The organism is Methylobacterium sp. Leaf123, from assembly GCF_001423405.1.
In the GTDB taxonomy this organism is placed as follows: domain Bacteria; phylum Pseudomonadota; class Alphaproteobacteria; order Rhizobiales; family Beijerinckiaceae; genus Methylobacterium.
On sequence record NZ_LMNS01000012.1, the window covers coordinates 374584 to 398767 of the forward strand.

At 65.8% G+C, this 24184-nt stretch carries 31 protein-coding genes, 1 tRNA gene and 1 pseudogene; 26 read left to right on the forward strand and 7 right to left on the reverse strand.

Features of this window, described 5'->3' with window-relative positions:
- Nucleotides 1-10: 10 nt before the first annotated feature.
- A pseudogene (locus tag ASF53_RS27005) lies at nt 11-250 on the reverse strand (helix-turn-helix domain-containing protein); the annotation flags it as partial.
- Between ASF53_RS27005 and ASF53_RS27010 the strand changes: the two are divergent.
- Nucleotides 245-490, forward strand: coding sequence for a helix-turn-helix transcriptional regulator (locus tag ASF53_RS27010; protein ID WP_156635488.1), 246 nt, complete (start codon nt 245-247; stop codon nt 488-490). The pseudogene ASF53_RS27005 and the gene ASF53_RS27010 sit on opposite strands and share 6 nt — an antisense overlap.
- A gap of 68 nt (nt 491-558) precedes the next feature.
- Here ASF53_RS27010 and ASF53_RS11420 read toward each other — a convergent pair whose 3' ends face one another.
- The 4 genes from ASF53_RS11420 to ASF53_RS25680 form a co-directional block, all read right to left on the reverse strand.
- The gene (locus ASF53_RS11420; RefSeq protein ID WP_056197999.1) at nt 559-789 is read right to left on the reverse strand and encodes a hypothetical protein; all 231 of its coding nucleotides are present in this window, start codon (nt 787-789) and stop codon (nt 559-561) included.
- On the reverse strand, nt 786-1058 hold the full coding sequence (locus ASF53_RS25675) for a hypothetical protein (protein ID WP_156635490.1): 273 nt from the start codon (nt 1056-1058) through the stop codon (nt 786-788). Before ASF53_RS25675 ends, ASF53_RS11420 begins: the two co-directional genes overlap by 4 nt.
- Nucleotides 1059-1160: 102 nt before the next feature.
- Nucleotides 1161-1421: a hypothetical protein gene (locus tag ASF53_RS11425; protein WP_056198001.1), complete on the reverse strand. Its 261-nt coding sequence runs from the start codon at nt 1419-1421 to the stop codon at nt 1161-1163.
- Nucleotides 1422-1433: 12 nt separating this feature from the next.
- A complete protein-coding gene (locus tag ASF53_RS25680) occupies nt 1434-1766 on the reverse strand; it encodes a hypothetical protein (protein WP_156635491.1) in 333 nt (110 codons plus the stop codon).
- Nucleotides 1767-2056: 290 nt separating this feature from the next.
- Here ASF53_RS25680 and ASF53_RS11440 point away from each other — a divergent pair, with 290 nt between their 5' ends.
- The 17 genes from ASF53_RS11440 to ASF53_RS11515 all read left to right on the forward strand — a co-directional run bounded on the left by ASF53_RS11440 (nt 2057) and on the right by ASF53_RS11515 (nt 11668).
- On the forward strand, nt 2057-2488 hold the full coding sequence (locus ASF53_RS11440; protein ID WP_156635493.1) for a hypothetical protein: 432 nt from the start codon (nt 2057-2059) through the stop codon (nt 2486-2488).
- A gap of 168 nt (nt 2489-2656) precedes the next feature.
- Nucleotides 2657-2872 carry a hypothetical protein gene (locus ASF53_RS25685; protein ID WP_056198008.1) on the forward strand — a complete coding sequence of 72 codons (216 nt, stop codon included), beginning with the start codon at nt 2657-2659 and terminating at the stop codon, nt 2870-2872.
- Nucleotides 2872-4803 carry a DnaB-like helicase N-terminal domain-containing protein gene (locus ASF53_RS11450; RefSeq protein WP_056198010.1) on the forward strand — a complete coding sequence of 644 codons (1932 nt, stop codon included), beginning with the start codon at nt 2872-2874 and terminating at the stop codon, nt 4801-4803. The genes ASF53_RS25685 and ASF53_RS11450 overlap by 1 nt, the downstream gene beginning before the upstream one ends.
- Before the next feature lie 32 nt (nt 4804-4835).
- On the forward strand, nt 4836-5297 hold the full coding sequence (locus tag ASF53_RS11455; protein WP_156635495.1) for a DnaB-like helicase C-terminal domain-containing protein: 462 nt from the start codon (nt 4836-4838) through the stop codon (nt 5295-5297).
- Nucleotides 5298-5322: 25 nt separating this feature from the next.
- Entirely contained in the window at nt 5323-6270 is a 948-nt protein-coding gene (locus tag ASF53_RS11460; RefSeq protein WP_056198012.1) for a DUF1376 domain-containing protein, read from the forward strand.
- Nucleotides 6267-6608, forward strand: a complete 342-nt coding sequence (locus tag ASF53_RS11465) for a hypothetical protein (RefSeq protein WP_056198013.1) — start codon at nt 6267-6269, stop codon at nt 6606-6608. The genes ASF53_RS11460 and ASF53_RS11465 overlap by 4 nt, the downstream gene beginning before the upstream one ends.
- A gap of 28 nt (nt 6609-6636) precedes the next feature.
- Nucleotides 6637-7344, forward strand: a complete 708-nt coding sequence (gene nusG, locus ASF53_RS11470) for a transcription termination/antitermination protein NusG (RefSeq protein WP_056198014.1) — start codon at nt 6637-6639, stop codon at nt 7342-7344.
- 152 nt (nt 7345-7496) lie between these two features.
- Nucleotides 7497-7573, forward strand: a tRNA-Met gene (locus ASF53_RS11475).
- Between the two features lie 15 nt (nt 7574-7588).
- Nucleotides 7589-7816 (forward strand): hypothetical protein, encoded by a 228-nt coding sequence (locus tag ASF53_RS11480; RefSeq protein WP_056198015.1) that lies wholly within the window; start codon nt 7589-7591, stop codon nt 7814-7816.
- Nucleotides 7817-7906: 90 nt separating this feature from the next.
- Entirely contained in the window at nt 7907-8095 is a 189-nt protein-coding gene (locus ASF53_RS11485; RefSeq protein WP_156635497.1) for a hypothetical protein, read from the forward strand.
- A gap of 2 nt (nt 8096-8097) precedes the next feature.
- A complete protein-coding gene (locus ASF53_RS11490; RefSeq protein ID WP_353652176.1) occupies nt 8098-9351 on the forward strand; it encodes a phage portal protein in 1254 nt (417 codons plus the stop codon).
- A 177-nt stretch (nt 9352-9528) separates the two neighbouring features.
- The gene (locus ASF53_RS11495) at nt 9529-9747 is read left to right on the forward strand and encodes a hypothetical protein (RefSeq protein ID WP_056198017.1); all 219 of its coding nucleotides are present in this window, start codon (nt 9529-9531) and stop codon (nt 9745-9747) included.
- Entirely contained in the window at nt 9740-9940 is a 201-nt protein-coding gene (locus tag ASF53_RS11500) for a hypothetical protein (protein ID WP_056198019.1), read from the forward strand. The genes ASF53_RS11495 and ASF53_RS11500 overlap by 8 nt, the downstream gene beginning before the upstream one ends.
- A gap of 377 nt (nt 9941-10317) precedes the next feature.
- Entirely contained in the window at nt 10318-10458 is a 141-nt protein-coding gene (locus ASF53_RS25690; protein WP_156635498.1) for a hypothetical protein, read from the forward strand.
- Between the two features lie 25 nt (nt 10459-10483).
- The gene (locus ASF53_RS11505) at nt 10484-10753 is read left to right on the forward strand and encodes a hypothetical protein (RefSeq protein ID WP_056198021.1); all 270 of its coding nucleotides are present in this window, start codon (nt 10484-10486) and stop codon (nt 10751-10753) included.
- A 169-nt stretch (nt 10754-10922) separates the two neighbouring features.
- A complete protein-coding gene (locus ASF53_RS11510; protein WP_056198023.1) occupies nt 10923-11171 on the forward strand; it encodes a DUF6074 family protein in 249 nt (82 codons plus the stop codon).
- Nucleotides 11168-11668: a hypothetical protein gene (locus ASF53_RS11515; RefSeq protein WP_056198024.1), complete on the forward strand. Its 501-nt coding sequence runs from the start codon at nt 11168-11170 to the stop codon at nt 11666-11668. Before ASF53_RS11510 ends, ASF53_RS11515 begins: the two co-directional genes overlap by 4 nt.
- Nucleotides 11669-12355: 687 nt before the next feature.
- Here the strand turns inward: ASF53_RS11515 and ASF53_RS25695 are convergent.
- Together ASF53_RS25695 and ASF53_RS25700 are read right to left on the reverse strand one after the other, a co-directional pair.
- Nucleotides 12356-16084, reverse strand: a complete 3729-nt coding sequence (locus tag ASF53_RS25695) for an exonuclease SbcCD subunit D C-terminal domain-containing protein (protein WP_156635500.1) — start codon at nt 16082-16084, stop codon at nt 12356-12358.
- A 327-nt stretch (nt 16085-16411) separates the two neighbouring features.
- Nucleotides 16412-16792: a hypothetical protein gene (locus ASF53_RS25700; protein WP_156635502.1), complete on the reverse strand. Its 381-nt coding sequence runs from the start codon at nt 16790-16792 to the stop codon at nt 16412-16414.
- Between the two features lie 47 nt (nt 16793-16839).
- Here ASF53_RS25700 and ASF53_RS11520 point away from each other — a divergent pair, with 47 nt between their 5' ends.
- The 8 genes from ASF53_RS11520 (at nt 16840) to ASF53_RS26655 (ending at nt 23888) form a co-directional block, all read left to right on the forward strand.
- Nucleotides 16840-17058: a ribbon-helix-helix protein, CopG family gene (locus ASF53_RS11520; protein ID WP_056198027.1), complete on the forward strand. Its 219-nt coding sequence runs from the start codon at nt 16840-16842 to the stop codon at nt 17056-17058.
- 11 nt (nt 17059-17069) lie between these two features.
- Nucleotides 17070-17930 (forward strand): hypothetical protein, encoded by an 861-nt coding sequence (locus tag ASF53_RS11525; RefSeq protein WP_056198028.1) that lies wholly within the window; start codon nt 17070-17072, stop codon nt 17928-17930.
- A 46-nt stretch (nt 17931-17976) separates the two neighbouring features.
- On the forward strand, nt 17977-19029 hold the full coding sequence (locus ASF53_RS11530; protein WP_056198030.1) for a hypothetical protein: 1053 nt from the start codon (nt 17977-17979) through the stop codon (nt 19027-19029).
- A gap of 101 nt (nt 19030-19130) precedes the next feature.
- The gene (locus tag ASF53_RS11535) at nt 19131-19544 is read left to right on the forward strand and encodes a hypothetical protein (RefSeq protein ID WP_156635504.1); all 414 of its coding nucleotides are present in this window, start codon (nt 19131-19133) and stop codon (nt 19542-19544) included.
- A 114-nt stretch (nt 19545-19658) separates the two neighbouring features.
- Complete coding sequence (locus ASF53_RS11540; RefSeq protein ID WP_156635506.1) at nt 19659-20315, forward strand: hypothetical protein; 657 nt, start codon at nt 19659-19661, stop codon at nt 20313-20315.
- The gene (locus tag ASF53_RS11545) at nt 20309-20668 is read left to right on the forward strand and encodes a hypothetical protein (protein ID WP_056198037.1); all 360 of its coding nucleotides are present in this window, start codon (nt 20309-20311) and stop codon (nt 20666-20668) included. Before ASF53_RS11540 ends, ASF53_RS11545 begins: the two co-directional genes overlap by 7 nt.
- A gap of 278 nt (nt 20669-20946) precedes the next feature.
- Nucleotides 20947-23169, forward strand: coding sequence for a phage tail length tape measure family protein (locus tag ASF53_RS11550; RefSeq protein WP_162242228.1), 2223 nt, complete (start codon nt 20947-20949; stop codon nt 23167-23169).
- Complete coding sequence (locus tag ASF53_RS26655) at nt 23166-23888, forward strand: hypothetical protein (RefSeq protein WP_056198041.1); 723 nt, start codon at nt 23166-23168, stop codon at nt 23886-23888. Before ASF53_RS11550 ends, ASF53_RS26655 begins: the two co-directional genes overlap by 4 nt.
- The last annotated feature ends 296 nt before the right edge of the window (nt 23889-24184 follow it).

Consider the following 24184-nt stretch of genomic DNA (forward strand, 5'->3'; position numbering starts at 1 on the left):
ACAGCTTGATTGCGGCATCGACGTCAGGCCGCTGCGCGCCGCTTTCCCATTTCGAAATTGTGCTCTGCGTTACTCCGATGGCACGTGCGAACTCGACCTGATTAAGGCCCTGGCGCTTACGTGCCTCGCGGATTTTGCGGCTGAGGTCTGACATACCTACCGGAATAATATGAGGGTTCGTACTGTGCAAACGCCAGCATTTTATGCCCTTGCGGAATAATTCGCATTCGAATATATTCCGGGCATGCATCCACTGGCCCGCATACGGAAGCACGTCTTCCGCCTCACGCAGACGCAGTTCGCGTCACTCGCGGGCGCGACTCAGGCCACCGTGTCTCGCTGGGAGGCAGGGGCCTTGAACCCAACTCGCGAACAGATGGTGGCCATACGGAACGCGGCCTTCGAACGTGATCTGGAATGGAGTGACGTTTGGTTCTTTGAAGCGCCTCCGGGCCCCTCGCTGGAACTCGCCACAAGGGACTGCCTATGAGCCGTCATCTTCGTTCCCATCCGCATCAGATCGCCACGAGCAATCCCGATCGGACCAGTCGACCCCCCTCATCCTCCATGATGCGCGGGCATCGGGTGATCGCGCGCATCCTCTCCCCCTTCCTGCGCTGGCTCGACCGGCGGATCGATGCGCGGATCGATGCCGCGCGAACCGCGGAAGCCGATCGCGGTCGTGCCCTTGTGCGTCGACGCGCGGGCCAAATGGACGAAATCCGCGCCTCCGGCGGACGGCCGGCAGTCAGCCTGGAAAGCGGTCAGGTGATCGACCTCGGTTCTCAATCGAACTCGGCCGCGTATGCAGCGGCGAAAGCGCCGTCGAGAAATCCGTCCGCCACGGACGAAGACTCCTTGGCCATGTCGCGATCATCGATCGTCACCGCATCGGAGAACATGCTTTGACGGGCTTCCTCGCAATGCGCTTCGGCGGCCAATCGGATCCGGCGCACAGCTGCTGCACCGCTGGTATCGTGGATCTCGACCAGAATTGCGGAGAGGATCGCGCGAGACGCAATCAGTCCGCCACGCGTCGCAGCTTCATCCAGTGTCATCTTCAGAGCTCCATCGGTCGTGTTGCAACACCGATGCTGAAGCGGCGCGGATCGGGTGTCCATCGTGACGCCCGGTCCGCGACTGCCCATCCCCGTCAAATCTCAGGTAGCGCTCGGGCCCCAGCCCGCGCTCTGCTCCGCCAGGGCGGCGAAGGCCCGGCGCATCTCCGCCATGGCCCGCGGCACGACCTCCAGCGTCGGCACGTCCTTCACGTCGAAGGTCACCCGCACCTCCAGGGAGCAGTCCGGCCGGGTGCAGGAGAAGCGCACGTCGAAGGTCTCGCACGGCCCGTGCTCGCCCATGTCGATCTCGCGCTCGATGCCTTCCAGATCGATCGTGAACATCTCGTCGGTCTCGGCCATTCCGCCCTCCCCTCAGGCACCCAATCGGATCAGGGCGCGGCTGACCGCGCCGAGTATGGCGGCCGCCTCCGTGCCGCCGGGGCTGCGCCCGTGCTCGTCGAGGCGGTTGGCGAGCCGTTCCAGCACCGCGTCGCGGTCGAGGATCGGCAGCACGCCGACGAGATCCACGGTCAGGATCGCCAGGGCCTCGGCCAGCCGCACCGGCGGCAGGTCTCCCGGCACCGCACCCGCCGAAGCGAGGGCTGAACCGATGGTCTCGCTGAAACTCTGGATGCGCCGCGAGGGCGTCACCGATTCCGCGATGGCCGAGCGCATCGGCGGGGTGTCTGCCGAGGCGGTGCGCAAGCTTCGCTTCCGGACGCGCGGGCCCAGCATCGGTCTCGCAGCCCGGATCGAGGCGGTGACCTCGGGCGAGGTCCGCGCGGTCGATCTCGTCCCGGCCAGCCCCCGACGCGCACCCGCTCTCGCGGAGACACCCCGGTGAGCTTCCGTTTCCCTGGCACCGCTCCCCTGCCGATCGCTTCCGCCCGCCAAGACGCTGCGGTCGGTCGGGGGTTCGCTGCCTTCTCTCAGATCCACCTGCCGGTCTCCTCTCCCTGTGCTCGACGGACACTCGACCACAGGAGGCACCCGAGATGTTGGGCAAGTCACCCGAGACCTTGGGTAAATCACCCAAGCCCGGAGGAACGACCATGCTGACGGCACGAGCCGAGGCTCGCGAACTCGTCGAGATCATCGCCGGTCCGCTGCGGATGGGCGAGAACGTGAAGGCGGCCCTGTCGCGCGTCGCACGGGTCACCGGCCTCGGCGACCGGCGCGTGCGCGGGATCTGGCACAGCGAGGCGCGGTCGATCCGCGCCGACGAAATGGACCGCCTGCGGATCGCGGCGCGGGATGCCCGTGAGTTGGAGTTGGCACGTGATGAGTACAGCGCCGTCATCTCGCGGATCGCCGCCTGCGACGCGGCCCTGGGCGTTCCGCCAGCGGACCCTGCTCGCGCGGTGGATCATGGCCGGGTCCGCGTGGCTGGCGCTGAAGATCGCGCCCTGGCTCGGGGAGAAGCCTGAGGTGGCCGGCACCGATTCCCACCACGACCCTGGATCCGCTCCGGGGCCGTAGCGCCCTCACCCGGCCCTGACCGAACCGCGCCACGACCGGCGCGCCGACCGAACCCAGGCCGCGATGCAATCCCGCACCGCGCCGACGCTCCCCCTTTGCCTGCGAAGGACACCAGCATGGGCATCGTGGATCTCGCCGCCGAACGCGACCGGCGCGAAGCCGAAGCTTTCGACCGCTTCGTCACCGCCAAGAACCGTGCCGACGAAACGCTCCGGTTTGAGGATGCTCGCGAGGCGGCGAGCGCATGGCGTGCCTTCGTCGAGTTGGGCATGACCGCCGAACAGATCCGCTGGCTCGGCGGAACCGTCACGCCGTTCGAGCGGCGCACCTGATGTTCGGCCCGCCCCCTACCGAAGCACTGCCGCCGCACGCGCTCGATTCCGAGCAAGCGCTGCTCGGCGCGATCCTCCTCAACGGCGACGCGATCGACACGGCCCGTCAGCACGTCCAGCCCGAGGACTTTGTCGAGGCAGTCAACGGCCAGATCTTCGAGGCGATGTGCGCCCGCCGCGATGCCGGGGAACCGATCGACCGCAGGATGATGCTCGCCGTCCTCGGGAATGCTGATCTCGGGGGCACCACCGTCGGCGGATATCTCGGGCGACTGGTGACGGAGGCGACCACCGTCATCAACGCGCCGGGCTACGCCCGCGCCATCGCACAGGCAGCCCGCATGCGGAAGGTGCTGGCAACCGCTCAGGATGCCGTCGCCGCCATGACGGACGGCTCGGTGCGCGATCCAGCTGCCCACGCTGCCTACATGATCGAAGCCCTGGACGAGGTCGCGAGCGCCGGCCTCGCCGAGCACGTGCGTCGCATCACGCTCGGTAAGAGCACGGCCGGCGTGCTCGCCCGCGTCGCCGAGACCCGGCAGGGCAAGAAACGCCGCGGCGTCCCCTACGGAGTTCCGAAGCTCGATGCTGTGACCCTCGGCATGCGGCCGGGCCAATTCATCGTGCTTGCCGGTCGCCCGGCCATGGGCAAGGCTCAGCCACTGACGTCCCGGGTCCATACCCCGCAGGGTTGGCGCCTGATGGGCGACCTCGCGGTCGGCGATACGATCAGCTCCGTCGATGGGCAGGCGTCGCAGGTCACCGGCGCTTACGAGCAAGGGCGGAAGCTCGTCTACCGCGTGGCCTTCTCCGATGGTCGCGAGACGCGCTGCTGCGCGGAGCACCTATGGGAGGTGTCGTATCGCGAATGGTCGCGTCCTCGGGTCATCGACACGTCGCGGCTGATCGAGATGCTGGATAAGGCCCGCTACCGCAACCGCCTGTCCATCCCGACGCATTCTGGCGAAATTGGACAGCACGCGGATCTTCCGATTCACCCCTGGCTGCTTGGCGTCGCTCTTGGGCACGGCACCCTGACGGGCGACAGCGTAATCCTGCACCTGCACGAGACCGCGATCCGTGACCGTGTTGCGGATCTCCTACCGCCGGGGCATGGGCTCAGCCACCATGCGCACGATGAGTACGGCGTCACCGGCGACGCGCGGCGCAATCTGTTCAAAGGCGCCCTGGTCTCACTCGGAGCGATGGGCTGTAGGTCCGAGGAGAAGCGCGTTCCGCGTTCGTACATGGATGCGGGCCGGGAGGAGCGTCTCGCTCTCCTGCAAGGGCTTCTGGACACCGATGGGTGGGTCGAAAAACAGGGGTCGGCTCGATACTCGTCAGCTTCGGCCGGTCTCGCGAACGACGTTATCGAACTGGCTCGGTCCCTTGGCCTGTGGGCCAAATACTCGTCCAAGGCTGCGTTCGTCGGCTCGATCGACAAGGGCCGCTCTCGGAAGCTTGACGCGCATGTGGTCTGCATATCAGGCCCGATGGTCGCGGGGATCTTCACGCTTGAGCGTAAGGCCGAACGCCTCCGCGAACGATCGTGGTTCCGATCACTGACGATAGCGTCGATCGAGCCCGACGGCGTCGAGGCCTGCCGGTGCATCTCGGTATCCCACCCAAGTCGACTCTACGTCACCGACGATCACATCGTCACCCACAACACCACTGTCGCCCTTCACATCGCACTGGCCGCGGCCCGCTCTGGCGGCGCCATCGGCATGTTCTCGCTGGAGATGGAGGCCGACGAGCTGTCCGAGCGCGTCCTGTCGGCGCTGGCCTACGACCCCCGTGCGCGGGAGCCGATCACCTATCGCGGCATCGCCGAGGCCAAGGGCCTGTCCGACGAGGCCCTGTGGCGGCTCGAGGAGGCGCAGAAGGAAGCCGCCCGCATCCCGCTCTGGATCAGCCACAGGCCGGTGTGACGCTGTCGCAGATCGCTTCCAGGGCGCGGCAGATGCGGCTGACGGCTGAGCGGCAGGGGCAGCCGCTCGCGGCGCTCATCGTCGATCACATCGGCCTGATCCGCCCCTCGAAGCGCTACTCGGGCAACCGGGTGCAGGAGATGACCGAGATCTCCTCGGGGCTGAAGGGCCTCGCGAAGGAGCTTAGCGTGCCGGTGCTCGGCCTATCGCAGCTCAGCCGTGATGTGGAGCGGCGCGAGGATAAGCGCCCGGTGCTGTCGGATCTGCGCGACTCGGGTTCGATCGAGCAGGATGCGGACGTGGTGCTCGGGATCTTCCGCGAGGCCTACTACCTGCAGAACAAGCCGAACCTGACCGACGATGAGATCAACCGTCTCGCGCGGGCGCAGAACATCCTTGAGATCGAGATCCTGAAACAGCGCGGCGGACCGACAACCCGCATCGAGTGCTTCGCCGATCTCGCCTGCAACGTGCTGGCGGAGGCGTACCTGTGAGCGGCGCACGTATGAGGGCCTGCTGATGGTCGGCTTCTACAAGCACGACATCCCGGCGTGGATGGACGGGACCGAGGCGCTGAGCGACGGCGCCTACCGCGCCTACCACGTCATCGTGCAGCTCATCATGCTGAACGAGGGCCCGATCGCGCTGAACGAGCGAGGTTTGGCCGGGCGCTGCAACCAGACGCTCAAGCTGTTCCTGCGCCATCTCGACGAGCTCGTGAGGGCCGGTAAGCTCGTCGTGGAGGGCGGCCGGATCAGCAACTCTCGAGCCGCCCGCGAACTCGATTCCGTCCAAAAAAACCGGGAAAACGCAGGAAAAGGCGGAAAAATCTCAGGCCAGCGCAGAAAAAATCCGGCTGACTTGGAGAATGGCACTGCTAACCTGTTGCAAAACAACGAACCTAGCGAAGTGCCGCTTCATAAAGATCGAAGCCTAAAAGAGAAGAGAAGAGAAGATACCCCTGTAGTCCCCAAGGGGACGGAGCCGGAAGGCTTCGCCGAGTTCTGGGCAGCCTATCCTCGACGACGAGGCGACAATCCTCGAAAAACGGCCCTGAAGGCCTATGCTGCGGCGATCGGACGAGGGGCGACCCCTGCGGCGATGATGGTCGGCGTGGGCCGCTACGCTGCCCACCTCGCCGAGATCGGCAAGATCGGGACCGAGTTCGTCGCCCAGGCCTCGACATGGCTGAACCAGGACCGGTTCGAGCCGCCGACGGGGCAGGCCGGCCCGCTGAGCGGCCAGCCCCCGGACCACAGCGCCTACCTCGCCGGCCTGACCGACGACGATTGGAGACGGCACGTCCAGGGCTGGCGCCGGACCGGCGGGCAGTGGCTGCTCGCCCAGCGCACCGCGCCGCCCGACGACCCGCGGACGCTGGTGCCGCAACGCATCCTCGACGAGTTCAGCATCCCCGCGGCCGGCGCGCCGCGGCAGCTCGCTATGGTGGCAGGAGGCAACCGATGACCAAGCACGATCTCGCCGCCTTCCATGCCGGCATGCGCCACGCCGCCGACATGGCGCTGATCGCCGCCCTGGCGCTCGAACTGCGGGACGATGCCGATGCTCTGCGCCAGCGTGCCGCCGTTGAGGCGCTGCGCGGTCTCGCAGAGGGCCTGAGGGTCGAGATCCGCCCGGATGACGGCACCGTCGCCATGGTGGCCCGGATTGCACAGGACCCGGCCTCTGAGGGCGACGAGACCTGCCCGGAGTGCGCCGGCCGGGTTCGGTGGGCGAAGGACGCCACCAACGGACACATCCACGCGCAGTGCGAGGCAGTCGGCTGCTTCGCATTGATGCAGTGACCGCACCCAGGATTGGGGAGGAACCCACATGGGCAACCTACACAGACGGCGCGGCAAGCGCGAGAAGGAGCGGACACGGCGGCAGCGCCGAGCCGCGGCCAAGGTGACTCAGCGGCACCGCACGGCACAGGCGGCGGCACAGTCCGAGACGAAGGGCAGCGCCAGCGACCCGGTGCGCGGCTCTGCCCCTCTGGTCATCGATCCCGCCCGCCACTGGCACATCGCCCGCCTGCTGCCCCGCATGGGTGAGCGAGCGACGAAGGAGTTGGCCAAGGCCGAAGTAACGGTGTTCCAGCCCCGCACAGACAGGGTGATCGTGATCCGAGGGCGCAGGGTCGTCCACAGCGCGCAGTTGCTGCCGCGCACGATCTTCATTGGGGTGCGCGATGAGGTCCACCTCGACGAGGCCCGTCAGCAGCAGGGCGTGGCCGAAATCGTCTCGCGGCTTGAGGAGGAAGGCGGACCCGAGGGGAATGTCTCCGGCATGGTCCTGCGCCCTGCCCGGCTTGATCCGGAGGCGCTTCAGCGCTTCGCCGACGCGGTCGCCAAGGGTGAGATCGTAGCGCCGATGGGTGTGAGCGAGGGGGCGAACGTCGTGGTGCTCACCGGTCCCTTCGCGAGCTTTCCGGCCGTGGTCGAGAAAATCTTGCCCGGCGACCGGCTGAAACTTGGGGTAAGCATCTTTGGACGGTGCACACCCATCGAGCTTGGTCTTGCCGAGGTCCGCCTCGTGTAATATGTGAGCAGACGCGCAGTAGCCGCTTAATTCTCCCCTCGGCGGGATTGAATGGAGCCGCTACGGGGACGGGCGAGACCGCTTCTCCACTTTGTAGGCTGGTCCTGTAGACCGTGCCCTATAAGGGCACGATTGGCCCTCAACTTTCACGACACGGCGTAGGGCAGTCCGGTAGCTCGTCAGGTTCATACCCTGAAGGTCGTCGGTTCGAATCCGACCGCCGCAACCATTATCCCGAGAGCAGGTGCTGATCATGACGATGTGTGCCGCGGCCATCATCGCCATTGCCACTGTCTCGGCGCTCATCATCATCGGCCTCATGACGTTCGCTATCCGCCGCGTTTGGCGCGTCGCCGACGAGGTCAAACGGCAGGTGGACGAGGAGCGGGCCGACTTCGAAGGGCGCCGCGCCCGACTGCGTCGCGGCTTGGCTGGCCCCTCGTCGTCGTTTGGGATGGGGCGGTCCGGCTGAGCCCCGGGGGACCCTGGCACCCCCAAACCTATACGGGTGGTCGGGGCCCCCAGCTTTCCTAGCGCCAGGGTCGTGGAACCCGGTAACGCGGTGACAGGTAACAGCGCCCATGAGGGCGCCGACGGCACTGGCCGCGTGACGTATCGGAGCTATGCCGAGATGCGCCTCGCACTCGGCGACCTGAACCAGCAGATCAACGCCCTCGACGCGCAGGTGGGTGGTGGCATCCCCCGCCGCCGCACGCGGCAGGTCGTGATGACGGGCCGCAGCGGGTGGTAGGTGTGCGCGGATACGGCACCGGCTACCGCAACGTCGGCGTCACCCTGAAGGGCAGCAGTGCCCCGGTGCCGCTGGCGATGGGCTTGTCAGGTGAGGGCAGCGGCGCTCTGGCCGAGGCCGGGCCCTACGACGTTGCCGGCGGTGTCGGGCGGCGCTCGCGCTCCTGGCACGTCGGCTCGTGGGGGCCGAACTCGGCGATCACCTACGCGCTCGACGAATTGCGCCGGAAGTCGCGCGATCAGGCTCGCAAGAACCCCTACGCTGGCGCGGCCGTCGACAAGCTCGTCTCGAACATCATCGGCACCGGCATTACGCCCCGTTCCATCGCCAAGCGTCCGACCGACGGACTTGAGCCGGAAGAGGCGAAGCGGATCAAGCGCGAGGATGCGGCCTTCCGTGCCGAGATCCAGCGCCTGTGGCTGGCCTGGACGGACGAGGCCGACTCAACCGGCGCGCACGACTTCTACGGCATGCAGGCGATCGCCGCCCGCGGCATGATCGAGGGCGGCGAGACCTTCGTCCGGCTGCGCACCCGGCGCGCCTCCGACGGCTTCACAGTGCCGCTGCAGCTTCAGGCGATCGAGGGCGACCACTGCCCGCACCTCAAGACCGAGCCCTCGAACCGGATCCGGCAGGGCATCCAGTACGACGCGATCGGGCGCCGCATCGGGTACCACCTCTACCGGGAGCACCCCGGCGACGGTGCGTTCAACGCTGACAGCTTCGACACGACCCTCGTCCCGGCAGCCGACGTCTGCCATCTCTACCGGGCGATGCGGCCCGGGCAGGACCGCGGGGAGCCCTGGCTCGCCCGGGCCCTGCGCACCCTCTACGACCTCGACGGCTACCTCGACGCTGAGCTTGTCCGGAAGAAGAACGCCGCCCGCTTCGTCGGCTTCATCAAGCGCGTCCTCGACGATGGGGCCGACGGCGCAATCGGCGGCGGGCCGCTCGGAACCGACGCCCCGGATGACGAAGGCGCAGCGCCGCTAGACCTCAAGCCCGGCACCTTGCAGGTGCTGGCCGACAACGAGGATGTCACCTTCGCGGAACCGCCGGACAGCGGGCCGAACTTCGACGCCTACCTGCGCACCGCGCTCCGTGGCGTCGCGGTGGCCGCGGGCCTGCTCTACGAGGAGCTGAGCGGCGACTACGGCCAGCTGAACGACCGGACCCTGCGCGCAGCGCTGAACTCGTTCCGCCGCTCAGTTGAGATGTGGCAGCATCACCTCGTCGTGTTCCAGCCCTCCAAATAAATCATTATAAATCAATGACTTACCCCGCCTTCCACGCTCGGAAGGCGGGTTTTTTATAGGCGCCACCCATTTCCGAAAATTACCAATCCTTCCAACCCGTTAGGGGGAGCCATCCGTCCCTTTCCCGCCGCTCCGCGCAACAAAATTGCGACAAGGATGCAACAGGAACTCTGCGCCATGTCTGAACCCTCGAAGCCCCAATCCGACCTGCTCTACGGCGTCCCGGCAATCGCTGCCTTTCTGAGGATGCGGGAGCGCCAGTGTCGTCACCGGATCGATACCGGCCTCATCCCAGCCTTCCGGCTCGAAGGCACGATCTGCTCACGCGAGTCGACCCTCAACGTGTGGCTCGCCGAGCGCGAGGCCGCCGGCCGGGAGGACAAGGCCAATGGCTGATCTTTCCGCAGCCGTCGCGCAGATGCTCATCAAGGGTGAGGGCATCCAACAGGAAGACGGCCCTGAGGTGTGGGTCGAGACAATCATCACCCGCTGGCCCGAGATCTCGGCCAACGAGATCGAGCGCGGCTTTCGGATCGCGATCGAGATCCAGCGCGCCGATGACATTGCGGAGGGGCGGGCCCATGGCTGAGATCCGTATAACCGGCCTTAGTCTCGCCGAGGGTGAAGGCGATCGGGGCGCGGGCATCGTGGCTCGGTTTGCGTGCGTCATCGGTCCCCTTCGCGTGACGGGGTGCGTCTTGCGGATCGACGGCCTAGGGCGACCTCAGGCAGTTCTTCCTCGATGCGAGCGCAAGTCCGGATCGATCCGCTTCGCAGACCGGACAGAGCACCCGCATCTCACGGAGGTGGCGACGGCTGGGTTTCTGGCCCTTGGCGGCATACTGCCGGCCTCCCGTGTCCCCTGAACAGCGCGCAGCCTGCCTTGCGGCACTGGATGCAGCCGAGCGGGCCGCGCAGGCCCTTCGTGCCGCCCTGACAGGCGAGGAGCCAGAACCGGCGCCCAACGTGTTTGACGCCGTACCTTTGGCCGTCGCGGCGCAAGCCTGGGCGATCTCGAAGGACAGCGCGCGCCAACGCGCCCGCCGCGGCGCCGGCTTCAAGGTGCGCGGCCACTGGTACGTCCCGCGCGCCGCGCTGAGCGCTTGAGCTGCGACAACCCTGCGGAGATCCTATGCCAACTCTGGGTTCCGTCGATGCGCTGTGGTTCGGCGCGCATCCCGAAGACACGCACCGCATCCGGCCGGCAACACCGGAGGAGGCCGCGGCCTTCCGGCTGGTCCGCCTCGGCTTCCCCCGTATCCTCACCGTGGTCCGGTGCCAGGACGGCGCCCGCGCCACCATCGCGGTTGCGACGGACGACGACATAGACCGGGCCATGGATTGCGAGCTTGCGGCGTGGTTCGACGCGGACCTCGATGCCGCCGCCGACCTGTTGCCGTAGCCCGGTCCCCTCACGGGCGCAGCCACAGGGCGCCGCGAGTCTCGGAGCCACCGAGCGCCGTCGAAGACGAAAACGCCCGCCAGCGGCCAAATCTGACGATCGGCGATCGGTCGCCGCGTCACGTGAAGTCACGTGTCGTCACGTGACATCTGCGGACAGAGGAGAGCCCGTGTCCCAGATCCTCGCCTATCCCCTCGCGCGCCGCCGCGGGTTGATCCGCAAGCAGGGTGCCCGGCTCGCCGACATGCCGAAGCGTGAGGCCGAGAAGCACCTTGCCTACCTCCTGCGCCTGCAGGGCGACACGCTGACGAAGAAGGGCATCGAGGCCGCCGAGGTCGCGCGCCAGGTCGCGGCCCTGGAAACTGCCATCCGGTGCGAGATCGCGCGCCACCTCGTCACCTGCGGGGGCGCAGCATGAGCCGGGCCACGCGCAAAGGCGCGATCGTCGGCGCCTTCGTGGCCCACCCCCTGGAACTCCGCCGCTCGCCCGCGTGGAGGGCTCTATCGGACGAAGGGCGGCGCATCCTGGCCCGGCTCGAGCTTGAGCACATGGAGCACGGCGGCGCGGCCAACGGGGCTCTCGCCTGCACCTATGCCGACTTCACATCCGACGGAATGCGTCGCACGTCGATCCCCAGCGCGATCCGCGAGTGCGTCGCTCTCGGGTTCCTCGAAGTCACGCAGGCCGGTCGCCCGTCGGCCGCCGAGTTCCGCCGTCCGAGCCTCTACCGGCTCACCTACCTCAACGGCCGCGACCGCAGCCCGGAGCCGACGCACGAATGGCGGGCAATCGGAACGGATGAGGCCGCGATCGCCGCTGTCGCCAAGGCTGCGCAGGCACCCCGAGCCCGCACCACCAAGGGGCACCAACTCGGAGATATAGATAGTAGGCCCAAATACGGCCTTACCCTGTAGGCCCACCGGCGGCCTTACGAACCCCACCAACAGGCCCAAATGCGGCCTTGTACAGGCCCACCGGCGGCCCGGCTTTCTGAATTTCGATGGCTCGGTCTCGCAGCGTTTTGGCTCAGCTTGAGCCGAAACCGCGACGCCCAACGTCGAGGTTCGCAACGAGGGTGCGCCATCGTGGGCGCGGTCGTGGAAATCTCGGGAAATCCGATGTTTTGCGGGAAGCCGTCGGGCCAAGCCTCTGATCCGTAAGGGCCTGGACCAAGCGCCGCTTCATAGGCACCGAAACGGCGGTAGCCGGGCGGCGCCCTCAAGTCCCTGGAAAGGCACGAGGCAAGCAAAGCGATCGGTTTCCTCCGGGATACCCGTTCGGTTTCCGCGTCCCCCCGCTGTCCCGAGGACACGCCGCTTGTCCCGAGGACATTCGGGGACGGGCCCGTCACGCTTCGTAACGCGTGACAGGTGTGACAGCGCGTGACGCGGCCCCGTCTGGAAATCGACGCACCTCGGGCCCAGCCAAGCGCCTGAGGCGGCCCGAGAATGCCGGCCGCGCGCAACGGCGCCGACGCACCTGCGACACACCCACCGACGCACCGAGACGAGGATCTGGCTATGCCTGAAAGCAACCCGCTCCGCGCTGGGGCGCTGGTGCCGCTGACCTACGGCGGCGATGCGACCGACTAGCGGAGTTGATTATTCGAAACGTTCGTCTCGCTCCCTATCCTCAGCCGTCTCACGCCGCCGCTCCGCAGCAACCTCTTCCGCAAGCCGCCTCTTGGCAACGGAAACTAAGTCATCGAGTTCCTTTGATTGAGCAATGGCAGGAAGCATGTCGAGTAAGAGCGAGTTCGCTTCAATGAGTGCAGCAAGTGAGCCGCTCCAGCTGCTAGGCCTAAAGCGGCGGATGAATACATTCAGGACATCCATTGGATTTGGAGAATGCACCAGCAGAGAAGTCGCTTGAGGCGACCATGCAAGAGGCTTGTCTCCGTCAGGATGAGATGCAAATGTGACGAAGGAAGCTGCGATTGGGAAGCGTCTTTGCTGCTCTACGCGACACCACCCAATCAAGTCGGCCTGCGAGATTTCGTCTGCAGGATTCGACTGATGCTCATGAATCCGGCCGAAAATTCTTATACTATTCCTGTCGTCGCCTGCGCTTTCCTCAAAAAGCGCATCAAGAACAGCTATTGGCTGAGCGCGTATAAGGCCCCTCAGAAGATCGGAATTGTCAAATTCATAAGTTTCATAATCTGAAACGGCCTGTCTCAACCTGCGCACAACATCAGCAGCGAGAGACGCCCCATCATTTCCGCTGAGACAAGCCTCGGCAACCTCAGCAAGCTCGTATGCCTCGCGTTGGTTGTTTCTTCGAAATACTAAGCGACGCAACATTTCAGCGCCAGCTTGGACGACTTTCGGATCATGGTGTCTAGCGGCCGAGCGATCTGAAAATAAACGCATATAAAGAATTTTCAACGCGACATCGAACCCTTCAGGCTTATCAGCTATCAACAAGATCAGGTCTCTAAAATCGCCGCCGTCCAGATGATCTACTGCTTGCGCGAATGCGAGGCAACGATACATTCCGACTGGAACAGCACTTTCGCCCAAAATCCGCTTTAGTCGGCTGAGAGCCTGGCTATCGATCCGAATGGCTGTATGCAGAAACGGAACAAATGGCATTAAAGCAGGGTGACAAAGTGCCCGTTCTAGAAGCTCGTGAGCCAAGCACTGATCGCAATTCCAGATTTCGAAGATGTAACCTTTAAGTATTTGCACATCGCGTTGCTCCAGAGGAACGTGATCAAGACCACTAACGAAGCTAGCCCACATCGCAATATGATCGGCGGCAGCGCTCGCAAGCCCGCAACCGAATGACCACGTCCTAACCCCGCCTCGTAGAAGGCCGGGAAGTAGGGCTGCAAACGCCGCATTATCTATCGCGACCGCTGCGCCAAGCTCGCGGGCTAATGCCTCTCGTCGTTCGTGCCGGCTCATGTAGTCGGCGGTATCGTCGAAATCTTCAAGATCTAGACCCCCAAATCTATCTCCAAGCACAACGGCGCGAACTCGTTCTACAATATTAGAAGGTTTTAACTGATCTTCTAGATTGGACAATCGGGAATAAGCGGCCGGACTAAGTTGATCTTTGTCGAAACTCATCGTCTGGCGGCACGCCGCCCATCCTTCGCGCCAGAATCCATCTGCTGCGATCCGGCGAGCCAAATTTTCAAGTTCATCAAACATGCCAGCCGAGGACCATAGACCACGGAAGTTCACTGCCAGCAGGTCCCGCAGTTCTTGGCTGAGTGGGTTTTCGGTTGATGCGAAGCGCTCGATCAGCGATATCGCCGCCCCGTACCAATACCGTATGTCTTCCCTCGTTTTAGGTCTAAATCCGTAGTTTCTTGGACGGGCTCCAAAATTGAAGCGGTGACATGAGCTGAAATGCGTGGTTTTTAACATCTCTCGCAGAGCAGATAGGGCAAGTGATTGCTGTTTAGACTTGCCTGTTTGGAGCAGGCGCTCTAACACACTCACCCTCTGGTCAACAGTCGCGTGCGTCCCTGAGAGATAGATCGTGAACAGCGAAGCAAATGTATCTGAAATACTTTTCGTATCATGATCTCGATCGCCGTGTATCACTGCTCGCGCTAGCAAATCGGCACTCAGATCAAACAAATCTCGGTCGTAAGCCAGAGAGTGCAATAATGATTGGTATCTCCGCCATACTACAGCGGAGGCCGTGACGTCACCGGTATCAACACGGGCAAGGGCAGAAAGCGCTGCTGTAGGTTGGACTGGGGCGACATTCTCGAACATTTCTTGTCCGAGTGTATTCAAGCTAGCTACATCACCTAGCAGACCATCTTCGGCGAGCCATCGACTCACAACGGCAATTGCTTGATGATGCTCGTGAAGGAATGAAAGTCGCCGGGAAAATGATCGAGCAAGGCGAGGCGTTCCGCCAGTCACAAGCAATTTGTCGATCAGATCATAAGGGGTTTCCTCAAGAGCGCGCGCTGCAAGACGATTAGCAACCGCGTGCGGCAGCACCGCCCGCCATGAGCTACGCTGCTGAACTAAGTCTCGCCGGATCAGTTCGCTGATCTGCCGATAAAGCTCCGACGGCTTGAGGTCGGCAAGCATTGCCAGCTGCGGTAACTCTGCATCGTCTCCAACAACGTCTACACCTTGAAAGGAGTACACCAGCGAGCAAGCTTGGGCAGCACGGAGCAAGACGTTGTCTGGCTCATGCCGCTGACGAAAGAGGCGCTGGAAAAGATCATCATCAGACAGACCAGCGACGGTTTCCGAACTCTCGACTGTCCCGGCAAGGGCTATTGCGATGCGGGCGTTTCCTCCAGACGCCTCGGCAATGGTCCGGGCGTCAACTTCTGAGAGGTGTGAGTAGCGACGTCGGATGAGTTTTTCGATTAGATCTGGTGAAGCTGTGTCGAGAGTGACAACCTGTGTCCCCTCTGGCTGATCATCGCGTACATCGTACTCGACCGTAACGACGCTCACCGTACTCGCGGAAGCGCTGCATAGTTCTGACAGCCTTCTATGAAGGTCTGGCGGACAGTTATCGACGACAATTACTGCGCGCGTGCGGCTTGCAATTAGGTCTGAAGCGAGGCCCGTTGGCTGTGGATCTGGATTGTCTGAAAGGTTGGTATAAACGGCGAGCGACGGGTCAATTGGGCGTGTCCCGATACGGGGATCGAATAATGCTTGAACGAGGCGTGTCTTCCCTACGCCAGAGAGGCCGACTAAGCGCACCATCTTGCCGGGCAAAGTGAGTTCGTCACGCAAGTCATCAATCGCCTCGGCGACCGGCCGGCCGGGCGTGTCACGGTGTTTGCCTATGTGCAGACGCAGCTTCTCATCGGTGAGGTACTCAGCCTCAACGGCCTCTGCCGCACCGCTCCAGGGGCCGTAGGGGCGCCAGCCTACGAGTGCCTGACCGATCTTCTCTTTTACCCAGGTGATCAGCCCAGGATGGCGCCGGACCCAGGTTGCCAAGCGAGTGCGGTCATAGAAGTCTGTGCGCAGCTGACTGGCATTGGGAACATCTGCCACCGCTTCCTGCAACGCGCTTTGTCGGTTTCGAAGAGCCCGATCCGCCGTTGAACCCTGCGAGCTGACAATGATGTAAGCGCCGGCCTCGTCAGCGAGTTCCTGAATTACCGGCCGGACCACACCCGTTGGGCGCATCTCGGCTATGATAGCGGCTCTCGGCATATCTGGCGTTTTGACTTGGAAGCCGGTGGAAGTTCTAGGAATGAAGCCATCGATGCTCGTGCCCGCCGGCAATGCAACGCGTACGTCTAAGCCGCCATCCGCGGCGGTCTGACTGCCGCCCCATGTGACGTGGACGGGCGATAGGTCTCGGCTTGCCAGCTCGGCCTCACACAATCGCGCGACGAGCTCACGTAGGTCGACGTCGTTGAGGCGCGCTATGTCGTCGGAAGTGGCATCGAACATGATGAACGCGATAGTTTGATTGATGCCTGCCGTACAGTCTTAGCGCATGCAACCATAACACGCGTCGCACCGCTCCAGTTCAACCAAAGGCTTGGAAAAGCTTAGGTCACAGAAGTTGCCTTGGTACGCGCGTTGCGCATGATGCCGAGCTCGCACGCGACGTCGGGACGCTTGGGGAGATCAAGAGGAAGGGGTGGCCGGTCTTGCCGCGTCCGCCAATCCAAGATCGATCGACGATGTGTGAGCGGTGTAGGCCGGCTACTGCCCACCCGCCTGCTTGAACTCCTCGTCGAACCAGTTTTCGGCCGTCTCATCCGCTCCGAGGCGGCAGCGGAATTTGAGGTAATGCGAATATTCATGATCGGATAGCAAGTTCTTGAAATCGTGCCAGCTTATGTAATTTGGCGATGGCACAATGATGCCGTTATTTTTGGCATATACTCTACAGAGATGGCGAATAGTCCGTTCGGCCTCATCCTTGGTCACGCTCTTTGCTCCTCGTTGGTCAGCCGGCAGCTTCACCTCCGCTGCGGCGGTGTACTTCGACGGCGCTCGGATTGGAGGATAGGGGGCGAGGGTTACGCGGTCGGAATCCGTCTTGCCGGCGCCGTTTGTCATGTTTGTCATGTTTTTCGTCATGTTTTGTACAGTCCCGCCGGGCGCTGAAATGCGCCAACCTCGCGGGCATGACGCTCCACATCACCCTTGCTGAGCGCGTCAGCGCCGCCGTGACCGAGGATATGGCTGACGCCATCCGTCGGACAGCCGCCGCTCGCGGCATCAGCGTCGCCGATTACCTGCGTGGTGCGTTGCAGGGCCGTCTCCTCATGGACGGCACGCACATTCGCCCCCTTCCCAATCTTCATCGACCCGCCTTCCCGGCGGGCCGCATCGCCCTGCGCTGAGCGGAGCCACTATGCCGAAGTCAAATCTCGCCAGAGCGGGTGTCCCCGAAGCGCAGCCGGTCGGGGACGGTCCTCCGGTCGCTCGCCCGGAACTGACCGTCGCGCTGCCACCGGCAATCCTCGTCACCGGTGGCAAGTCGAGCATTCAGCTTCGCGAGGATCTGGCCGCCCTCGATACCGAGCGGGAGCGGAACGCAACCCGCATCGTAGAGATGGAGGTGGGACGCAACGCCGTTCTCCTGACGGACGACGACGCGGAGGCCGAGGCGCACGACGCGGAGATGCAGCGGGTCCGCCGCGCGATCGAGCGCTTCGACCTCAAGCGCCCGGCTCTCGTTCAGGCTGTCGCACAGGCCGAGGAGCGAGAAGCCGCAGAGGCGCGGGCCCGGCAACAGGCCGAGGCGCGGACCGAGGTCGAGCGCATCCTCGCGAGGTTGGCCGAGGAGTACGAGGCACCGGCCGGCATCATCGCCGCCTTCTTGGCAGACTGGAAGCGGGCGGACGAGCTCGCGACCGCTGCCGGCATCGACGGCCCGGATCGTGTGGCGCGGCAGCGTGATCCCGCCATCATCGAGCCCGAGCGGGAAGAGCGTTACGCCGTCTACTTCGATGAGCAGGGCCGGGAGACTAATGCCCCCTATTCGCCCGGCATGTCGCTCACCGGTCCCGACGGAACACCCGATCGGCCGACTCGCCGCCGCGAGATGCGGACCCGCACACGCCCAGCTCAGCATGACTCAGGCGTCTATCTCGGCTGCCTCGCCAAGCGGACCAACCTGCCGCCGGCCCGCGTCGGCCAGCCAGCGCCGTGGGAGGGCTGCGACCTCATGCTGAAGGCCGACGACCGGCCTCATGTGCGCCGCATCTTCTAGCCGCCGCTGGCGTCGCCCACCCGCCTCAAAAGCCAAGGAGATCCCCATGCCGAAGCCGAAGCCCGCCGCCACCGCCACACTCGAAGCCGAGCTGTCCGGCCTCTTCACCACCCGCGACAACCTTCGGGCTCGGCAGACCGCTCTCGCGGTCGAATTGGAGGAGGCCGTCGCCCGCCGCCGCGAGGTGCTGATCGAGGGCAGCGACACCGCCGCCACCGCCGATGCCGAACGCGCCTGCCGCGACGTGGAGGGCACGGCCGCCGGCATCGCTGACGCCCTGGCCGAGGTCGAGCGCCGGATCAGCGCCACCGAGGACAAGATCGAGGACGCTCGCATTGCTGGCGAGCGCGAGGCCGCCGCCGCCGCCCTGGAGCGTGACGGCAAGGCGATCGACGCTGCGGCCGAGCGGGTCCGTCAGGCCGTGACCGCCCTGGCAGCAGCGCAGGCAGCGCTCGCGGGAGCCATCACCGTCACGGCCTCCCCGCATTTCGCCAAGACCGAGTACCCGGGACGTCGCGACCAGGAGGCCCCCGAAACTCTCGCGGCCTACCTGACCGGCCACATGATCGCGACGACGCTGCCTGGCCTGGAAGTGTCAGAGGCGGGTCGCCGGGAGCGGTTCGGCTGGCTCAGCGCCAAGCCCATCGAGGCGACACACGGCGAGACCCCCGCCAAGCCTCTACTCACTGACCCGATGCGCGAGCTGGCGGCCCGTGTCCGTGCTGGTGAAGCTTCTACGGACCTGCCGCGGTTCAAGCGCCCCGAGCCCGACTTCGCCCCCTCGGTGCCGCTGGAGGAGATCTTCGTCCTCACGGCGTTCCGCTACACGCGCAAGGAGGGATACCTACCCGAGATCGTCAACTCGGTCGTGTCGACCATCCCGGCGCCGGTCGCGCAGCAGGCGATCACGGCCGGCTTCGCGTCCAAGGTCGAGCCGCACAACATCGCGTCTTTGAGAGAGCGGCGTCGAGCGCAGTCGAACAATCTGAACATCAACGACCTGCCGGACCTCGGGTTCGACCTGGGCGCCTGGGTCGAGGGGGAGACCGCCCGCCGCCGCGCCGCATGGCTGGCCGAGCAGGATCGGCAGGCCGCCTGATCAGAGATCGCCGGATGTTGATCGGCCATCCGGCGACGGCACCCGGGGCGCGGTTCGCCAGGCATGCGCTCCGGGTGTCCCCCTTCTTCAGCGAGGCTTCGATGACCATCCGTACCGACGACGAATACCGCAGCGCTCTCGCCCGCCTCGATCAGGAGCGGGTCATCATGCGCAGCCGCTCCTTCACCGACGACGAGCAGCGCGCCTTCGACAGCCTTACCTCCAGCATCGCGGCATACGAGGCAAGCCGGTCATCCGGCTCCGGCTCTCCGCCGCCGGCTGCACCGCCTCGTCCGTCGACGCCGGTCCCTTCGTCTTCTCCCGCGCCCGCCATGAGCGCCTGCCCGCCCACCCTACTCGCGGACGACATGCGCGCTCGGCTCTTCGCCAGCATGCAACGCGAGCTCGCCCGTCAGGGGCTCGCACCCGCGGCGCAGGGCACCGCCTCCACCGCAATGGCCAGCATGGAGCGTGAGATCCGTCGGATGGGCCTCACCCCGCGAGGGGCGGCGTGACCGCCCGGGGGACCCTGGCACCCCCAAACCTATACGGGTGGTCGGGGCCCCCAGCTTTCCTAGCGCCAGGGTCGTGGAACCCGGTGACAGATTACAAGATGACAGGGTGACAGGGTGACAATCGACGCGACCGGCCAGTCTGAGCCTCGATTTCTGAGCCAAGCGGCCTTCGCTCGCCGCCGCGGCGTGTCGCGGAACGCCGTCACGGATTGGAAGCAGGCCGGCTACCTCGTGATGACGGCGGACGGCAAGGTCGATGTCGAGGCAAGCGAGTGGGGCCTCGATCAGCGTCCGGCGAACTACCGTGGCGGCACCACGCATCGACCGGCGCGAGCGACCCCGAAGGCCAACGGGCCGGCTGGTAAGCCCGCTCGCCCCGTCACCGTGCCGCGCCCGGCCCCGCCGCCGCCGATCGAGGAATGGTCTGACGAGGTGGTCGAGATCACGGCGTTGGCCGAGCTCGTTGGCAACGCCGGAGCCATCGCCGCCAAGGTGGCGATCGAGGCCGGCGCCACCATGCAGGTTGCCGCGATCCTCGACTCCGCTGTCTGCATCCACCTCTGGGCGCTCGCGGACCGCTTGATCGGCCTGCCGGACGGGCCCGGCGTCTCGCCCTTCGAGGCCATGGTTGATCGCCGCATCGTCCATCCCGATTGGGCGGCCCTGGCGGACGAGGCCGGCGAGGTGGTGGACCACGATGCCTGGGACGCGGCGATTGACGCGCTCCCCTCCCTGCAACCGAAGACCAGTGAGAAGCCCGCACCATGCTGAGACTGTCGCCCACCGGTACCGAATGGATCGAGATGCTTCCCGGTGTCCGCATGGAGGTGCGCACAGTCTCGGCGCTCGACATGCTCCACGCTCGCGAGGCGGCCCGCGGCATCTATCTCGCCAACGCCGAGTTGGAAGCGCCGGACCCGGCCGTGTCGGTGACCGCAGGCGAGGCCATGGTGCGCGGCTGTGCCAGGCGTGTCGTCGTCGCCTGGGAGGGCATCGGCGACGAGGCCGGCGAGCCGCTGCCCGTGTCGCCCGAGGCGATCGACGCCGCTATGGCGCACCCCGCCCTCTACGACCGCTTTGAAACACTCGTGTTCGCCCCCGCCCTGTGCGGCCCGACCGACTGAGCCGATAGGAGGGCCGCCCCATGCCCGCGAACATCGCCATCCGCCTGAGCGTCGAAGGCAAGGCCGAGATCAAGCAGGCCCTGGACGAGACCGGGCGCTCGGGAGAGGCCGCGTTCCGCTCCGTCACATCGGCGGCGGATCAGGCGACCGCGGCCACCGACCGGCTCACCCGGAAAGCGCAGGAAGCCGCCGCTGCTGCAAGGCAGGCACAGGGCGCGGCGGCCGGCGCCGTCCCCACATCCTCCGGCCCCTCGCCGAGCCCGGCCACTCTGCGCGAGGTGGAGCGCGTCCGCGCACGCCTGGACGAGGAGTATCGGAACACCCGCCAACTCGAGCGCGACGTCGCCGCGATCGGCCGAGGTGAGGCGGCGGGATCGTTCTCGACCGCCTACGCCACGCGACTGCGGGACATGGCCGAGCGCCGCTATGGCACCGGCAACGACAACGACCCGGCGGGACCGCGCCGCGGGCTCAGCGACTATCAGCGCCGAGACCTGATGTATCAGGGCGGCGACGTCGTGGCCTCGCTCGGCTCTGGCGCGGGCATCGGCACTGTCGCGTTTCAGCAGGGGCCGCAGATCCTACAGGGTCTCGCGGGCGGTGACGGTGGGCTGAAGGGCGGCTTGAAAGCGCTTGGCGAGAGCGCGATGGCCCTCGTGACCCCCATGAGCGTCGGCGCTGCGGCCGTGGCTGGCCTGGGCGCGGCCTTTCTGCTCGCGGGCAAGCAGGCCGGCGACGAGCGCGAAGCCCTGGAGAAGGCGACGCAGGGCATCGGCCGCGCCACCGGCGCCAGCGCCGCGCAGCTCGACGTGCTCGCCCGCGCGAATGCGGAGGCGGGCAAGGTCTCGGCCTCGACCGCGCGCGAGATCGTCGCCGGCTACGCCTCGACCGGCCAGATTGCGCTCCCCGTGATCGGGGACCTCACCCGAGCGACCTCCGAATATGCCCGCATCACCGGACAGGAGGTGCCGGCCGCGACCGCCGAACTCGCCCGCATGTTCGCTGACCCGGCGCGCGGCGCGGAGGAGCTGTCGGGTAAGATCGGCGCCCTCGATGACCGCACCCGCCAGTTGATCGCGACGCAACTTGAGCAGGGGGACAAGAGCGCCGCGCAGCAGACCCTCGCCGACGCGCTTAAGGCATCGATCGACGCCAACGCGACGGCCACGACCGGATGGGCCGCGGCCTGGAACACGGCCGCCACCGCCGCCGCCGGGTATTGGGAGATCGCGAAGCGCATCGCGGGCGTCTCGCTCGGCGCCGTGCCCGAAGGCGCGGCGAAGGAAGTGAAGCGATTGGAGGCTCGGCTGGCCGACCGCAGCCGCCGGATCAACGATCCACTCGGCTTCGAGACCGAGGAGCTGACGAAGCAGCTCGCGACGGCCCGGAAGCGGCTGACTGACGAGGCCCAGAAGGCTACCCGCGACGCTGCCGAGGAGGCGGCTAAGTCGGCATCGGCCACCGCGGGCGCCCTTGCTAAGGCTCTCGACCCTCGGGCCGCGCAGCTCAGCGAGATCAGGAAAAAGTACAGCGATCTGGACGCGGCTCTGAAGGACCCGGCCGCTCGGTCGAAGCTCTTCGATGAGAGCGCAGTCGAGCGCGCCAAGGATGCGTACAAGAACGCCATCGACACGATGACGGACGCCAACGGCAAGCTGATTTCCAGCACCGAGCTTGCCCGCCGCCAGGATCAGCTTCGCCTCGACGCGCTGAAGGCCACGACCGCGGAGCAAAAGTCGGCTGTGGCCGAACGGCAGAAGGCGTTCGATCTCGCTGGCAAACCCCTGACGGCCCTCGATGCCGGAGAGCAGATCAGCCGGGCCGGGGTGCTCGCGCGGATCGAGGAGGAGTCGAAGAAGGGCGGTCGAGGGAAGTCGGAGCGCGAGAGCAAGGACGACTATGACCGCGCCATCCGCTCGACAGAGGACCGCACCCGCCGCATCGCGGAGCAGGCGACGACCTTCGGCATGGGGGCGGCAGAGGTGGAGCGCTTCCGCGTCCAGCAGGAGCTACTGACCGCCGCCCAGCGCGCCGGCCGGGACGCGACGCCCGAGCTGACGCGGGAGATCACCGAATACGCCAACCGGGCCGGCGAGGCAGCCAAGCGGAACGAGGAGATCCGCGAGCGCATGCGCGACGTGGACGACTTCCGCAACGTCGGTTCGGACGGCGTGCGCTCGCTGGTGCGGGACCTCGGCGAGGCCCGGAGCGTTGCCGACATCCTGAACAACAGCTTTGACCGGATGAAGCAGCGTGTGCTCGACATCGCGGCCGACAGCCTGACGGACTCGCTGTTCGGCAAGCGCGGGACGGGCGGTGGGCTTCTGGCGAGCCTTTTCGGCGCAACCGGCGCCGGCGCGAGCGGCGGCTCGGCCGCCTCCGTGCTCGATTTCTTTAAAACTGGCCCGTTTGGCCACGCCGATGGCGGCATCGTCGGCATGTCGATGCCGCCGGGTGGCGTGTGCGGCACGCCGCAGGGCTGTGGGGAGTTGCCGGCATGACGGCGATCTTCATGGCCCGGATGCCGGACGGCATCGTCGCCGCGTCGGACGGCGCCTTGTACGGCCGTGACGGCGCCTTGACGGCCGTGGTCTCCAAGCTGGTGCTGATGCCGGAGAAGAATTGTGTCGTCACGCTTCAGGGTCCGTGGTTCTACCATGTCGCGCTGCGGGCCGGCCTGGGCGAGGCGATGGACTTCGACGGCGTGCTCGCTCGGATCGTGGATCTGACAGCCAACGCTTGGCTCGCCGCTGACAACGACTATGGCTACAGCCGCGCCTTCGCCATGCTGATCGGCGGGTTTTCCGAGGCCCGGCAGCAGTGGGAAACCTACTGGCTCAACTCCGAGCCATGGGAGCCGGGCGGGTTGCAGGAGCCCTACAAGGCTTGGGAACTGACCCCCGCCCTCGCGACGGCATGGACACCCGGCTATGGCCGCGAGGCGTGCGCCGCCGCCGGCTTGGACCCAGACCGACCGCTCGGCGAACAGGGCATGGGCTGCGCCGAGATCGCGGTGCGGATCATCTGCGCCGGCCGGCAGCAGCGCATCCCGATCCATGGCGACGAAGCGAACGGCACCTGCCAAGTCGGCGGCTTCGTGCAAATCGCCCAGATCAACCGCGGCACGGCTTGGACCGAGATCGCCCACCGCTGGCCCGACGGAATCGGCACCCGTCTCGACCCTTCGAACGGGCTGGCGTACCCGCCGCCGCTCGTCTGAGTAATTGTCGAACGAGAGGCGTTACGAGCGCCGCTTACTGGAACTGCTGAACCATCGGCGCGCCTTCCCGACTCCCGACTGACGGCGCCCGGTTTTCCACTGTCGGCGCCGTCGCGCAGCACACCATCATCGCCGTTGCTGGGATCTCGACGCACATCCCGGAGCAGTGGGCATAGGCGGAGCTACCACATCCTTCGCGGCGCTATTGCGGGGCAGCGCATTCTGTGGCGCGCTGTCGAGCATATAAACGCTCTTCTAGAACTTTGGGACCGTCGTGGGTGTGGCAACCTCAGGCG